A 14,612-nucleotide genomic window follows, 5' to 3' on the forward strand; every position below is an offset into this window, starting at 1 on the left:
GATGGCAGATATATGGTCAAAGGAGAAGCGGAGTGAAGTAATGAGCAAAATCAGGTCGAAGGATACTAAACCTGAAATTATGCTCCGCAAAGCTCTTTTTGCATTAGGCTACCGCTACCGCATTCATAATAACAAACTGCCTGGAAAACCGGATATTGTATTGCCCAAATACAAAACAGCCATCTTCGTACATGGTTGTTTTTGGCATTATCATGCCGATTGCCGAGAAGGCAGAATACCAAATACCAATTCGACATTCTGGAAAGAAAAACTATTAAAGAATATTAGCAGGGATCAAAAACACCAAGAAACATTGGCGCAACTTGGCTGGGAAGTGTTAGTTTGCTGGGAATGTGAAATTGAGAAAGATTTAGAAGCTGTTATCAAAGGAATTGTCAGGGCTTTCTTGTAATCAAATCAAATTAGGGCTATAGAGGGCGCCTATCTACTATCTCATAAGTTCCATTGGTTCGCGTGAGGGATAGCAGCGGATACCCCGCTGAAGGTATTGTGTGGTGGGCGTTGTGGCGGAGTAGGAGCGATTATTCGCCATCTTTTTTATCATTTTTTAATGGCGCTCATGAAGGCTTCGCCGTTGCCCGACCGCTGCCATGCATCTGGCCCTTGTGTGTTGGCAGGGCAGGGGGCACGCCCTAAAAAATTACTTTGCTGGTATTAGTTTTTTTAATTCGGCCATCATCTCGTCTTTCTCTTTCATCATTCTTTCATACAGCGCAATCTTTTCTTCGTGCAGTTGGAGAATTTTATCAATTGGATGCACATTCATTGTGCCACAATTAAAAGCATAATCACCAAATGTATTTGCTATTATATTCATGGCCTGTTCCTCATCGAAATTCTGAAACGCTTCCACGGGTATTTTTAATGCAGCGGAGATCTGTTGCAGCAGGGGCACATCAATGGTTTCTTTGGTTTCCAGTATGGATATTTTTTTCTGGTTCCAGTCATCGCCCAGCTCATAAGCCAGGGCATCCTGCTTGATGCCCAGCATTTCGCGGAAACGCTTTACATTGCGGCCTTCGTGTATCTTTTTCTCCATAATCGTTGTATTTATCAATGGTTCAAATTTAGGCTTTTACGCTCAATAAGCCACCTGTATAAAGATAGCTAAAATATCCGGCAAATGGCATAAAATATCCGGTGCGCCACTTGAATATCCCCTTCGGGGATGGGTTACTTTGTGGTGTACCAAAATGTTCACCTAAAATAGCAACCATGAAAACTAAATTACCCAAAGACCCTTTTGATACGGCCTGCTGGAGCAGGGGAGGCATCACCGATCCCCGGCAGATACTGGCGGAAGTTTTTAATTGCTCGGATATAGAAACACTGCGCACGGAAATTAAACAGATCGTAAGCTATGCGCAGGTCGATAAATTATATAAAGACCACTCGCCCTGCGATGTGCTGCTGGATATGAAAATGGTACGGTCTGTATTAAAAGCTGCCCATGCGCTGAAGGATGAAAAAATCAGCCCGGTGGCTGTATCCGCCAACGACATTTTTGATAAAAGCTATTACTGCAGCCCGCACAGCAAATCCGGCCTATGGAGCGATTTTCCGCGTTGTTTATCCCGGGACGAATTTTGCAACCCGTACCGGGTACTGAAAAAGTTCTTCAAAAAACAATCGCTCAGCAAATGGGTACAGGATTGGGAGGCAATGACAGAATGCGCGCTTAGCCGTCATAGCTGTGATACCGACCTGGGTTCCTTGCAATTTTACATGCGACTGGTAAAGCTGGTGGAGGCGGCATACCTGATAGATGTGCGGGAAGTAACGCATATTGGCCGGCGCCTTAAAAACCGCTTTGCAGACCAATGATCAAACCTGTTTTAATAACACCAGAAATTGAATAACCATGAAATATAGCATAAAAATTTCGAGCTAATTTACACCAGACAGCGATGAAAATTTTTATGCGGAATTCCATGTGACCATTAAAAACAGTAAAAAATAACCACATGAAAACACAGGATTACATCAGCCAGTTAAACGGCCGGGAACAAAACGCATTTTATTGTATAAAAAAGCTGGTAGCGGCCCGCATGCAGCCATTGATCATTTATTGCTATGGCTGCGAAACATTAGTACATACCCGTCGCAATTGCTTTATGACTAAACGGGTCAACGAAACGCGTCAATTTACCTGCGATCTGCTGTTGATTATACCGGACGAATGTATAATTGACCACGCGCTAAAAACCGAAGTACAGGAAATGACCAGCCACTTAGGCAGGGTGAATATGATCATACACCCGCTCAATTTTGTATTGCAGCAATTAAATGCAGGTAACCTGTTTTTTAACTAGGTCCGGAGGAGTGGGATTTTGTTGTTTGAAAAAAATGCTGCCACGCAATTATTGTCCGCATCTGTTGGCAAAGAATACCGTCAACAGGCGGAACAATTTTATGTAAACGATCCTGAAATGCCTGATTATTTGCAGGAAAAATTGCAGCCCGTTATTTCAACACAGCAGTTGAAAAAAGCCACCGGGCCGGTAGAAATTAGGTTAACGCTGGACCCGGAGAACGGCTGGCGTCCAAAGCCAATAGAATAAAAGAAACCGTTGCTGATCCATTGGGAAATTTGATTAAAGGCTTTTTTTCTTAAACCCTATATTTCGGCCAGATCTTCGTCTGCTGTTCCTTCTTTAATTTATACTTGAGGTGCCAAAATATTGGCTCAGGATAGCTATTGGTTTAAGTTTTTAATGAACTTATGGAAGCTCATTCTTTCTTTCCCCCGCGTGAGGGATTAGCTCGCTTTGTTTTTATATTTTTAATGGTCTCGCTGAGGGCTTCGCCGTTGCAGCGGATACCTCGCTGAAGGCTTTGTGCAGTGGGTCCCGATAGCTATAGCATACGCGTCAAGTTAATATTACAAATTTAGTGGTCAAAGACAAAAGCTGCAGCGCAGCGTTACCTTTATTAGTAACGGACACTAGATGGAATAGAGGTGCAGCGCACCGGTAATATAAGTCTTCCCCAAAAGATTCCCGCCGCGCTGCGGCTATGGGCAAGTCCCTGGAAGTTCTTGTTACCATGATTTACGGCGCGCTGCGCCTGTTTGCTATCAAAAAACGGGGCTTTGGGGCCCCAAAGGTTTATTCGTGCTACATTCTATAGCAATAACCTGTTTTTAGCTTGACGCGTATGCGATAGCTATCGGGATGGCGGAGTAGCAGCGATTATTCGCATCTTTTTTGTTGTTTTTTAATGGCGCCCATGAGGGCTTCGCCGTTGCCCGACCGCTGCCGTGCGTCTGCCCATTGCAGCGCTGGCAGGACAGGGGGCACGCCCAAATAAAAAATAACCATGATAACAGTCTACCCCCAGACATTTTTGATAGGATATGCCAGAGCAGCGACCCTCAAGCCTTCGTTGTTGTGGTTTTGCTATAGCTGGCCTTTATCATCCGGGGCATATTCTACCATCCATTCAATACCATATTTGTCCCTGAACATGCCAAAGTAGGAACCCCAGGGACTGTCGGCAATAGGCATTTCAATTTGTCCGCCGGCTGAAAGTCCGTTGAATAACCGGTCGGCTTCTTCCTTGCTTGCTGCATTGATTGAAATTTTACTCCTGTTTTCATTTTCGTTAGTCCGGCCTAAAACTTCGGGCACATCATTCGCCATCAACATATTTTGGCCAATGGGCAAAGCAATATGCATGATCTTATTCGCTTCATGTTCCGCCACAGGAAATCCGGCGCTTGACAGGTCTTTGAAACGGATAACTTTTGCGAATGCACCGCCAAATACTGATTTGTAAAAGTTGAATGCTTCTTCTGCATTTCCGTTGAAGTTAATGTGCGGATTGATCACTGCCATAATTGATATTTTTTTAAGCGATTATTTTTATTCCAGATATTCAGGCGCCGTAATGGTTTCTTTCTGCCTTACCCGGGTATCTCCGGCACCCTTATTGTGCGTAGGTTCAAATTTAAGTTTTTTATAGAAAGGCCCGGGCCCTTTTTTCTGACCTGCGGTTAGACGTCTCCACTTTGGTCGACGTGACGATAATTTTCCTCCGTCGTTCCGACCGCAGCGGGGGAAGCTCTACGAGGGCATTGTCGTAAAGGAGGATTAAAAGATCTGCCTAACAGAGCAACATTTCGCAGAGACGTCTTTCCGCCACGGTCGGGCAGGCACTTCGGGGCGACGTGGTGGGCTGAATGTTATGGACTAATGGTCTCCCAATCCGGAAAAACACCGTAACTTGAAAAGATGGAAACAGGGGCAATCGTTATTTACCAAACCGCAGACGGGCAAACATCTATTGATGTAAAGCTGGAACAGGAAACCATTTGGCTGACGCAGAAACAAATAGCGGAACTATTTAATACTCAACGTCCTGCAATTACAAAACATCTGTCAAATATCTTTAACTCTGGTGAACTCAGTACAGATTCAGTTAGTTCCATTTTGGAACATACTACCCTGGACGGGAAAAAATACAAAACAAAATTTTATAACCTGGATGTCATATTATCAGTAGGCTACCGTGTTAACTCAAAAAATGCAACGCAGTTCCGCATCTGGGCCAACAGGATCCTTAAGGAGTGCCTGGTAAAAGGCTATGCCATCAATGAGAAGCGATTAGAGGAACAAAGGCATCGCCCTCTTTCTGTTTTAGTCGGATTCCAGCTTTCTGCCGCAATGTGGGCAGTATGTAAATGCTTCATCCAGGCGGGCATTACATCCCTGGCATAATTTTATCGTATCTATTACTGACTTAAAGGGGAGGCTTATTTTGAAAGTAAAATCATCTGGTATTTCTTTTAAAAAGCTCGACTCATTTCCTTTTTCTGTAATCAGGAATAAGTCGTCTTTTGCCCGCGTTATGGCAACATAAAAGAGGCGCCGCTCCTCTTCGAGCAATAGATCATGGTTAGATTCACGTATCACCTGGTAGATCCGGTCTCCCATCCAAATATCCGGGAAACCGCCAGATCCTTCGGTTAGCCCGATGATAAAGACGGCCCTCGCTTCAAGCCCTTTTGAGGCATGAATGGTATTGCCTGATACAGAAACCCCGGCCTGCTCAAACCGCTCCTTATAAGGAGCATACATTTTGCTTCTGCGATAGAGGAATAGAATATCCTCCTTAGTATATCCTTTTTCTTTTAGCTTCTGGATCTGTCCAAGCACGTATTGAATGTTTTCAGCTTCATTTTTTCCTGCATGTATATGGATTTTCCTATTTGATTTTTTGTTGGATAAAACTTCTTTATCTACTTTAAATTTATTGTGGCGGATCACCTCATTACTGGCATTTACGATATTCTCAGTGCTCCTATAATTTATATTCAACTTTATGGTCTCGGCATTTTTGAAATGTCTGGCGAAGTTGATAATATAATCCACATTGGAGCCTCTGAAGCCGTAGATACTCTGCCAATCATCGCCAACACAGAATAGCTGGTTTTCATTGGTTAAAAATAATTTGATCAATTCAACCTGCAGATTGTTTACATCCTGAAACTCGTCCACCAATATGTATTTGAATTGATCCCGGTATTTATTTGCTATTTCATTATGGTTTTTAAAAAGCGAGATGGTCGTGGTGATCATATCGTTAAAGTCGAGATACGACTTATTGATACAATAGGACTGATATTGCTCAATTACAGGGATTGCCAAGGTATAAAAGTCCCTTACCCGCTGGTGCTGATCCTGCTGTGCACCGGCCAGTACCTCGCTGGCTGCAATATTTTCCGCCTTTATTATATCAATTACTCGGATTATCTGGCGGAGAAAATCTTTTATTTCTTTATGATAGGAATCAAACTCTTCTTCAAAAGATAAGGCTACGTTGAAATTGTAGTTTGCCGGGAGCCGGTCTTTGATGATCTTTTCGAGTTCCCGGTTGAAAACGGCGGTGTCCTGAGCCTGGTGCTCATAGGTTCTGGCTAAAACTTTATTGGCAACTTTAAATTGCTGCTCCTTGTTTTTAAGCGGATAACTCTTCTCACTAACATGCTCCAGGTAAACATTGGCTTCAGGAATATAAAAATCTGGCTTGAAGTTAAAGTCGCTGAAATTTACTTCAAGCTCATACTCAAATTGAATATTATGCCGGAAAAGCCAGTTTGCAATATACTGTTCAGATTTTGAACGTACTTTAATACCATTCAGTGTGGTGTAAGGTTTGGCATAGTTTGTAGGTGCGGTTCCTTTCTCGTTTTGCAGGTGAATTTTGTCAACCTGATAGTCCAGGATGTGTCTTTTTAAATGGAGCAGATATTCACTCGACTGACAATTTTCCAGCAAAACCTTATGAACCACTTCAAAAATAGTTTCGCTGGCTGCATTACTGAACTCACCTTTCGCTCCTTTGGAATCGCCAATGATTTTGAATTTGTTATCGAACTCGTTTACACCAAAGTTCCGGAGAATGCCATAACACAGCCCATGAAATGTTTTCAATGTCAGATGATCGATCCATTTATGTTTTTTTGTAAAGAAATAACGTTCGGTATTTTTTTCTTTCGGCGTTCTGTTCTTATCGGCCAGGATCTCGGCATATTCTTCCGTATCGTCTGCGGATATGATTAACCGGTCCAGCATTTCATTGGCTGCGTTTTTTGTGAAGGTGATAGCCAGGATATTGAAAGGATTGACTCCTTTTTCTTCTATCAGATAAATAAGCTTCTGGAGCAGGGTTTTGGTTTTTCCGGAACCGGCGCCTGCCAGCACAAGAATGCGCTTCTCTTCGCTGATTACAGCCTGATGCTGTTTTTCATTTAACGCCGTTAAATCCGTTTTACTTTCCCCCATTTTCAGGATTTGATGGTCATAGATCATGTCTGGTCTTATCTGCGCATCTGCCCAAAATTAATGTAAATTTTCTTTTATAGTTATTTTTCAACAACAGGCGCAGGGCAACACATCTGACTTTTTTAGAGCCATCGGCTCGTTTTGTTATTTCAAAGCCGTGCTTCAGCGCGGCTTCGTGCACAAAGCGCTGAGTGGAGTGCCATCAGCACGGAACATCATGTGCCGAACCTACGGTTCTCTACCCAGTTTGGGTGCTCTTCAAACGGGTTAAGACCCGTATTTGAAACATTTTTTCGAGGCGATGCCTCATTCTACTATTGCTTCTAATTTAGATAGGGTTGCCCTGTAGGCAGCCAAATATCAGGTTACGTAAAGGCGAAACAGAAAATAGTATTCGCTTCGGGCACCCTGGCCAATAAGATTCTTAAGGAGTACCTGGTAAAAGGCGATATAGCCAATGAAAAATGGTAGGGCCTTTTATTTTTTCAACTTTTCCAATAAAACCACATCTTCCTTCCAATCCTTCATCTGGCGCTGGTAGGTTGCCTGGGTTTTCGTGATCCGAAGGGTATGCGGTGATCCCGTTTTTATGGTTTCTGTTTTTAAATCGATGGTTGCATTTTTGATGGCATGCTCCAAAGCCGTTCTTTCGGCCTGGTTCTTCCGGAAATTGAAGACCTGCTCGGTTGGAGATTCTAAAAAGGTTTTTAATAGCTGCCACTCTTTGGAGTACTGTTTAGTATCGGGCAACGGACGACTCCAATCCGGTGGTGGCTGTGGTTGTTGATCTGCCCTTTGCTGTAAATAATCCCTGCAGGATTGCCGCAGCCCGTCTGTAAGCTTTGAGCCGTCTTTTACCTGCAGCAGCAAGGGGGCTAAAACTTTGTGTACATACGATCGCTGAAGGTCCTTTGTAAGAATTGGTAAGATTTCCTGTATCCATGCAGCGACAGGTGACGCCTTTTTCGCCATCCAAAGTAGGTGATGAAGTGTTCCGGCATCTACACGGCCAGGATCTCGGCTATACACACTTTTAAAATAACCGGGCAAATCACCAGTTTGTGCCGCTGCAATGGAGTGCAGCTTCTTATCGCCAGCCATTTCCTGCAGCACAGCTACCAGCTGCTTCAGCACGGGAAGTGTGATGGTCTCTGTAAGTTTTTCAAAAGTTCCGGCTGTTACGTCCGCGGGGATATTGTTAAAAATGGTGACCCATTTGGCCGGATCGATCTTTATAAAATAGGATTGCAACAGCCCGGTATTCAATTGTAGCAGGAAGGCTTTATCGTTCCTGTTTACCAGCCAGTCTGCAAGAGCATTGTAATTGACTTCTTTTTCAGTCCGGTGATCGCTATTGAATCCGGTTGATACGATAAATTCTATAGAGGTGGCTTCTGCAGCTGTTATTTGTTTTGTACGATTGAAATAGCTGATCCAGCTCAGCTGGCTCGCTGCACCTTGCGTCAGCAGCAGGCGGGCATTGACGTCCGGAGACCAGATCATTACTGCGCCATAATGATACCAATGCATCAGGTCCGGACCGTAGTTGCCCATATAGCCGGTTGATTCTTTTATGATGGGTTCGCCCTCATCCAATGCAAAAGAAGTGATCAGCTCATTTTCTTCAAATGGTACATTATCCGGGGTGGGTAATTCGCTTTTTGTCCAATGTTCAATAGAAAGTGAATCGTCGTATACTTCCTCCATCTCCGCATCACTATCGTCCTCCTCATCGTCATAATAACCGTCATAAGCAGGGGCTCCGGAAAGGTAGGAGGTTACCAGGCAGGCCCGGGCATAATAGCCCGCTTTTTGTGCGGCCTGCAGCAAGGCTTCCGCCTTGGCACGGTCATTCAGCTTGAGGGCGTCATAAGAAAAGTTTTCGGGCGTATACTGGTGCCCCAGTAAAACGATCGCCGGCCGCGGGTCTTCCTGTGCCTGGTGTTGGGAAAGCAGTTCTGCCAACCGGGCAGCATGTGTTTGTACGGATTGCAAGGCTATTTTTTTGCCTGCCTTTTCCTGTACGAGGTTATACACCAAACAAACCCGGCAGCCGGCACCAAGGGGCTTTACTTCATGATCACAATCGGCATAAAAAGCAGCATAATTGATGGCATAAGGATCCGCGCTGCGGGCAAAGTCTGCTGTTTCTTTCACGCCTTCAAAATGGATGACCAACTCCCCGCCGGTATGGGAGGAGGGAAGCCCGATGACCAGGGAGCCAAACATGCCCTTTTCTTTCTCGGTATCCTTATGCGGCAGGAAAAAATCGCCCTCTTTATAAATGAGCAGTTTATAGAGATTTGCGGCAATGCTGTAGTCTTCCAGGCCAAGATCTGCTTTTACATTTGTGAGCACCTTTTTGATCAGCTTTTCCCATGCAGGATTTTTGAAAGTAATTTTAGCAGCATCTATCTCCCGGGCACTTCTTACGTTGTCGTCATAAATGGTGCTCCGGCCCTGGCCAAAAGGGGCTTTTTGTGCCGTCCCGATCAGGGCCAGTGCCTGGATGCTGTTTATGGGAAAGGCAATTTCTTCCATACCTTCTATTGTTAATCCGGGAAAGACAAAATCAGCTGTACCGATACTGGCGAACTTTCCGCTGCCCTTTAACTGAAGGAGCGTTTCAAGTATGTTTTGTTTGATCTGGTGCATAGAATAATTGTAAAGATTTCTGCACAATTTAGTCCTTAAATCCTGAAATAGTAAAGCGAATCTATGGTAATCAAAGTCGTTTAAGCAACCGTTGTATATTACGGGAAGGCGCCTGACTAAAGAAAACAGTTTTATCCGTTTTTGTACATCGTGCGTTGTTTTATATCCGCTGCTACCACCGACAAATCATCATTCAACTGATGCCCACCGCTTGCCAGCTCCCGGAAAACGGCCCGCGGCAGTTGCTGCCGGTAGCGGGTGAAATGATCAAACGGTACCACTTCATCATCCCGGCACTGATAGAAAAACAGGGGGATGTTCCCGGGCAATTGCGCTGCAAAACCTTTCTGCAATTTTAATGGTTGTACCCAGTCTGCATCGCCATTCCAAAAAGGTGGGGCCACCAGGAATACGCCGGCAATGCTTGTTTTAACGGTGTTTTCTGAAAGGTATTTCAGCAGCAGGGAAGCACCCAGGGAGTGACCCGCCAATATGAATCCATCCTTAGCGGCAGCAATCTGTTTGCCGATCTGGTGCAGCCATTGCGGCGCAAAGTCCGGCGTGGTTTCATCGGCGACCATTTGCGGGTAATGCACCTGGTAACCGGTACCCAGTGCGGCCTGCAGGGAGCCCACCATTGGTATATCGGCTTTGTAGCCGCCGTTGCCGCCGCCCTGTATAAAAATGACCTGTTGATTTATCTGGATGTAATTGGGTTACACAACATGAAGACCCGGTAAGACACATTATTAAAACAACCACCGGCATTTTATAAAGATAGGTAAAATAGCTGCCCGCAGGTTGCCGCGAAACTGATCAGCGCCGCACCGGGTGTGCATCCTTCCGGATGGTTGTTATATTAAGGGTATCCGGACAAACGCAGTCTGCCGGAACTGATGCTGGGTGGATGAGATGGATCGTTTATATGTAATTTCCTGGTCACTAACAGATTATTGGATTGGTGCACTCCCGGAGCGATATCCCGTCAGATCCAACGGTTCCTGCAAAATATTTATGCGGCGAGCGATCAAATAATTTCCTATATTGTTGCGGTTTTTAAGGATAACCTGTAAAACATAATACCACTTTACTGAAAAGACTAAATAATGAGAAAACAGCTACTGCTTATAGTGTGCATGATCACCTGTGTAACCGCCTTTTGCCAAAACAATTATCAAAAAGCATGGACGGCGCTGAACCGCAACGACAGAATATCCGCTACGCGTTTTTTAAAGGAAGCAGAAAAAGACGCCGCCACCCGGGGGCAGGCATTTATTACCAACCTGCTGTTGCGGTCGTTTAACCGCAATGAAGCGGGCATGCTTCATTTTGCGGATTCTGTTTATACACAAATGGAAGATCCCTATCCCTATATCTATGCCCTGTGGTTTAATAAGGCCGTTGCCGGTGCGCTTGGGGTTAAAAAAAAGCCGCACCAGGTAGCAATGTTGCAAAAACTTAGTGCAGACCGTAAGGCCCCCGTTTTATTAAGAACATCAGCCAACTACGTGCTGGCAGGAAACGAGGTACTGTCTGGTCGCTTTGCAGCCAGCGCGCCTTATATACAAACGATTCACTCGGTACGCAACTGGCAATTAGCCGGGGCTTTTGAGAACCTTTCGGGGAGCGGTTTTTATACGGAATATGACCCGCTGAAATATCCCGGGCCGGATGCTGTTTTTAAAAATGCATCGGGTAACAATATAAAATGGTTTACACCGGCTTTTGAAAACAACGATGGGTGGCTCCAGACCGGTTTTTCAATAACAGAAACCAGCGCCATTATTTACGCTCAGACTTTTGTGGATGTGCCGGAAGAAAAAAGCGTAATACTGGGCATGGGGTTTGCCGGGAATCTGAAGCTTTGGCTGAACGATGAGCTGATGATCTCCGAACCCAGGGAGCGGGTTACCGATTTTGATGCTTATTGTGTAAAAGGGGTATTAAAAAAGGGAACCAACCGCATTCTGATACAGCTTGGGTATACCCATGAAAAATATCCCAACTTTACCCTTCGGGTCCTGGATGAGGATGGTAAAGCCATCGATTTAAACAGCACTGCCGGGTATAAGGCGTATCCAAAACGGGAGGCAGCGGCGCGCCTGCCGGACCTGTTGCCGCATTTTGCGGAACAGTATTTCGAAACCCGGCTGGCAGCGGATTCTGCCAACCTGCTCAACTATGTACTGCTGACCAACTGTTATTTGCGCAGTAATAAGACGGAACGGGCCCGGCAGATCATTAACCGGGCATTGGTGAAAGCGCCTGATAACTCTTTATTGAGGAGTATATACATCAATGTCCTTACCGCCGAAGGAAATAGCGCGCTTGTGGAAACGGAGAATGAACGCCTGATGCGGTTCGATAGCAGCAGTGAAAAAGCCATGGTCCTGTCCATGCAGCAGCTGAACAAAAATCAAAAATATACCGAACTGGAACATAAGCGGAACGAGTATATACAGCTATATGGGGAAAACGAGGTGACCGATGGTCAGTATATTTTGCTAAAGGCAAAGGATGAAAAACTGGAGGAGATCATCACTATCGCAGAGAACATGTACCGGCGCTATCCGGATAATCCCGATCTGCAAGCGGGCATATATAAGTTACGAAAATCTACGGGGAAAAGTGCGGATAGCGCTCTTGAGGTGTACCGGCAGTTTTTTAAAAATAATTATCACCACAGGGTAGCTTCCCAATACCTTGCTGCGCTGCAGGATAACGGTAACAAAAAGGAATACCGGTCGTTACTGGAAGAGTTGATAAGAAAATTTCCATATGTGCCCCAGTATTCTATTGCGCTGTCTGAATTTTTTCTGTTGGAAAAACAGTATGACAGCGCTGAAAAATATGTAAAGGAGGCTCTTGCAATAGCGCCTTATGCCGATGCTTACTGGAAATTGCTGGGCGATATCCGGAAGCAAAAGAATGAAACAGCCGGTGCACTGGAAGCTTATCATACGGCGCTGAAGTACAATGCCAACCAATATGAACTGATCAATACGGTGCGGAAACTGGAAGGCCGGAGCGAGGCGTATAAACTGTTACCTGCTGTTGAAGAAGATAAGATCATCAGCAGCGATGATTATAAGGGAGCAGACAAGCAAAAAGACGGCTATTATTTTTTACTGGATCAGCGGGATATGATCTTATACCCAGACGGAGGTAACGAACAATACATTACCTCCATGATCAGGATTGTAAATGAAAAAGGCATTGAACGGTATAAAGAGGTATCGCTGAGTTATGATAATAACCAGTCCCTGCTTATAGAAAAAGCCGAAGTGATCAAAAAAGACAAACGGGTGCAGGGCGACAAAAAAGACGGCGATATTGTATTTACGAACCTGGAACCGGGGGATGTGGTATTTATCCGGTACCGGCTGCGGACCTTTGCTGATGGACATTTTGCAAAAGACATTACAGACCGGTATTTTTTCTCAGGGAATGTTTATTGCTATGCCTCCCGGTATACCCTGCTGGCCCCACCAGATGCAAAGATCGGTTTCCGGTTTAGTAAGGATAGTATCCCCCCGCAAATAAGCAGGGCAGAGGATTTTAAAAAATATTCCTGGGAGGTATTGCATTCTTTACCCGAAAAGGATGAGCCATTAATGCCGGGTCTTGCAGACGTGGCCAATGTATTACATGTTTCTACCATTGCCGGTTGGAACAACATCGTTTCCTGGTATGCGGATGTGGTCAATTACAACGATGTTGAGCAGGAGGTGACGGATGTATACAATACGCTATTCCCCGCCGGCTCAAAACCGGAAAGCCAGTTTGAAAAAGCACGGCGTATTTATAATTATATTGAAAATAACATTCATTATAGCTCCGTTGCCTTCCGGCAGAGCGGCTACGTGCCGCAAAAACCTTCTGTTACGCTCAACACACAACTGGGCGATTGTAAGGATCTGTCACGGCTCTTTGTAGCATTGTGTCATAAGGCGGAGATCGCCGCCAATATGGTGCTGATTGACACGCGTAACAACGGTACAAAGAGCATGCTGCTGCCTGCGATGGATTTTAACCATTGCATTGCCAAAGCCGTGCTGGATAATAAGGAATATTTTATTGAGCTTACCGATAATAATCTCCCTTTTGCAGCATTGCCCAATAGCCTTAACGGCGCCCTGATGCTGGATATTCCGCGAACCCCGGCTTTATCCGCTTCCGGCGTTACCTTCCTGCATACACCCAACCGGTCCAGGGATAAAACCTTCCGGTATATAGAGATCCGCCCCAGCGGATCGGACCTCGCGTATTCCAATAAAGTGGTCAGAACAGGACACCTGGCATCAGCTATACGTGCCGATTTCCGGCACAGTGATGAGGAAAAGCGATTAAAGGATATGGAGGAGTCTTTGGCAGGCGGCTATTCCACGGGATTGAAGTTAAAGGACCTGAAGTTCTCCGGCCTGGAAGACCTGACGGATTCCGTAACCTACCAGTTCTCCTACCTGGTAAATGACCAGGTTTCGGAAGTGGGCCCCATGAGTGCCTTTAAGATCAATTATCATGATGTGGTGGCCACGATGGATAAGTTTCCTGCGGAAAAAAGAACACAGCCGGTTGAGTACTGGAATTACGAGAATACGGATGCGTATGAAACAAGAGTAACCGTTTTTGCACCAGCAGGTATGAAATTTTCTGCATCTCCAGCATCGGTTTCCTTAACATTTAAAGACCTGGAATACAGCCTGCAGTTTCAATTGATTTCACCCGCCAAATTGCAGGTTACCCGTAAATTTACCAATAACCGGCAGCAATTTTATGCGGCGGAAGATTATGATGGTTTGCGGTCTTTTTTTGAAAAAATTGTAAAAGCGGAGCAGAAGTTTATCGGGTATCAGAAATAATGAAGGTCTCCGGATTAGTGAAGAGGGTTGTTGTTGATAAGAAGGGTAGGGTAATGTAAAAAATGCATAAGCTTTAAAAAATAAAACAGGTTCTGTGCGTTCTATTTTGGAACGTTCGGAAATCCAGGTTTATCAGGTCTGTTTATTTAATTAGCATGTTCCCAGGAAACAGCTTGTGCAGAAACTGCACAAGTTAAAAGACTGATGATCGCTGTAAGCAATATAAAATAACCATATGCAACGGCAATGCAACACTTTGTACAAAAGGCGTACTGCCAGTCAGGCATAA

10 protein-coding genes are annotated in these 14,612 nt (G+C 44.9%); 5 read left to right on the top strand and 5 right to left on the bottom strand.

Annotation, left to right across the window (positions count from 1 at the left end):
- Position 1 precedes the first annotated feature (1 nt).
- A complete protein-coding gene (locus BLS44_RS02470) occupies positions 2–412 on the top strand; it encodes a very short patch repair endonuclease (protein ID WP_090388416.1) in 411 nt (136 codons plus the stop codon).
- A 249-nt stretch (positions 413–661) separates the two neighbouring features.
- Here BLS44_RS02470 and BLS44_RS02475 read toward each other — a convergent pair whose 3' ends face one another.
- On the bottom strand, positions 662–1,060 hold the full coding sequence (locus tag BLS44_RS02475) for a helix-turn-helix domain-containing protein (protein ID WP_090388417.1): 399 nt from the start codon (positions 1,058–1,060) through the stop codon (positions 662–664).
- Positions 1,061–1,236: 176 nt separating this feature from the next.
- On the opposite strand from BLS44_RS02475, the gene BLS44_RS02480 reads away from it, so the two are divergent.
- Both BLS44_RS02480 and BLS44_RS26900 read left to right on the top strand, forming a co-directional pair.
- Positions 1,237–1,845, top strand: a complete 609-nt coding sequence (locus BLS44_RS02480; RefSeq protein ID WP_090388418.1) for a hypothetical protein — start codon at positions 1,237–1,239, stop codon at positions 1,843–1,845.
- Between the two features lie 140 nt (positions 1,846–1,985).
- Positions 1,986–2,333 (top strand): hypothetical protein, encoded by a 348-nt coding sequence (locus BLS44_RS26900; RefSeq protein WP_245729074.1) that lies wholly within the window; start codon positions 1,986–1,988, stop codon positions 2,331–2,333.
- A gap of 1,086 nt (positions 2,334–3,419) precedes the next feature.
- Here the strand turns inward: BLS44_RS26900 and BLS44_RS02490 are convergent.
- A complete protein-coding gene (locus BLS44_RS02490) occupies positions 3,420–3,857 on the bottom strand; it encodes a VOC family protein (protein WP_090388419.1) in 438 nt (145 codons plus the stop codon).
- A gap of 396 nt (positions 3,858–4,253) precedes the next feature.
- Between BLS44_RS02490 and BLS44_RS02495 the strand changes: the two genes are divergently transcribed.
- On the top strand, positions 4,254–4,739 hold the full coding sequence (locus BLS44_RS02495) for a virulence RhuM family protein (RefSeq protein ID WP_090388420.1): 486 nt from the start codon (positions 4,254–4,256) through the stop codon (positions 4,737–4,739).
- Here BLS44_RS02495 and BLS44_RS02500 read toward each other — a convergent pair.
- From BLS44_RS02500 to BLS44_RS02510, 3 genes are all read right to left on the bottom strand, one after another.
- Positions 4,659–6,806 (bottom strand): UvrD-helicase domain-containing protein, encoded by a 2,148-nt coding sequence (locus BLS44_RS02500; RefSeq protein ID WP_090388621.1) that lies wholly within the window; start codon positions 6,804–6,806, stop codon positions 4,659–4,661. The two genes, BLS44_RS02495 and BLS44_RS02500, sit on opposite strands and share 81 nt — an antisense overlap.
- A gap of 477 nt (positions 6,807–7,283) precedes the next feature.
- Positions 7,284–9,461: a 2OG-Fe(II) oxygenase gene (locus BLS44_RS02505; RefSeq protein ID WP_090388421.1), complete on the bottom strand. Its 2,178-nt coding sequence runs from the start codon at positions 9,459–9,461 to the stop codon at positions 7,284–7,286.
- Positions 9,462–9,592: 131 nt separating this feature from the next.
- Positions 9,593–10,168 (bottom strand): alpha/beta fold hydrolase, encoded by a 576-nt coding sequence (locus BLS44_RS02510; RefSeq protein ID WP_317039696.1) that lies wholly within the window; start codon positions 10,166–10,168, stop codon positions 9,593–9,595.
- A 399-nt stretch (positions 10,169–10,567) separates the two neighbouring features.
- Here BLS44_RS02510 and BLS44_RS02515 point away from each other — a divergent pair, with 399 nt between their 5' ends.
- A complete protein-coding gene (locus tag BLS44_RS02515) occupies positions 10,568–14,323 on the top strand; it encodes a DUF3857 domain-containing protein (protein ID WP_090388423.1) in 3,756 nt (1,251 codons plus the stop codon).
- The last annotated feature ends 289 nt before the right edge of the window (positions 14,324–14,612 follow it).

It is taken from the genome of Niabella drilacis, assembly GCF_900101395.1.
Classification (GTDB): Bacteria; Bacteroidota; Bacteroidia; order Chitinophagales; family Chitinophagaceae; genus Niabella; species Niabella drilacis.

Bases quoted from the DNA above. Each gene is read 5' to 3' on its own strand.
- BLS44_RS02470 (WP_090388416.1), top strand. From the start codon at position 2: ATGGCAGATATATGGTCAAAGGAGAAGCGGAGTGAAGTAATGAGCAAA.
- BLS44_RS02475 (WP_090388417.1), bottom strand. From the start codon at position 1,060: ATGGAGAAAAAGATACACGAAGGCCGCAATGTAAAGCGTTTCCGCGAA.
- BLS44_RS02480 (WP_090388418.1), top strand. From the start codon at position 1,237: ATGAAAACTAAATTACCCAAAGACCCTTTTGATACGGCCTGCTGGAGC.
- BLS44_RS26900 (WP_245729074.1), top strand. From the start codon at position 1,986: ATGAAAACACAGGATTACATCAGCCAGTTAAACGGCCGGGAACAAAAC.
- BLS44_RS02490 (WP_090388419.1), bottom strand. From the start codon at position 3,857: ATGGCAGTGATCAATCCGCACATTAACTTCAACGGAAATGCAGAAGAA.
- BLS44_RS02495 (WP_090388420.1), top strand. From the start codon at position 4,254: ATGGAAACAGGGGCAATCGTTATTTACCAAACCGCAGACGGGCAAACA.
- BLS44_RS02500 (WP_090388621.1), bottom strand. From the start codon at position 6,806: ATGGGGGAAAGTAAAACGGATTTAACGGCGTTAAATGAAAAACAGCAT.
- BLS44_RS02505 (WP_090388421.1), bottom strand. From the start codon at position 9,461: ATGCACCAGATCAAACAAAACATACTTGAAACGCTCCTTCAGTTAAAG.
- BLS44_RS02515 (WP_090388423.1), top strand. From the start codon at position 10,568: ATGAGAAAACAGCTACTGCTTATAGTGTGCATGATCACCTGTGTAACC.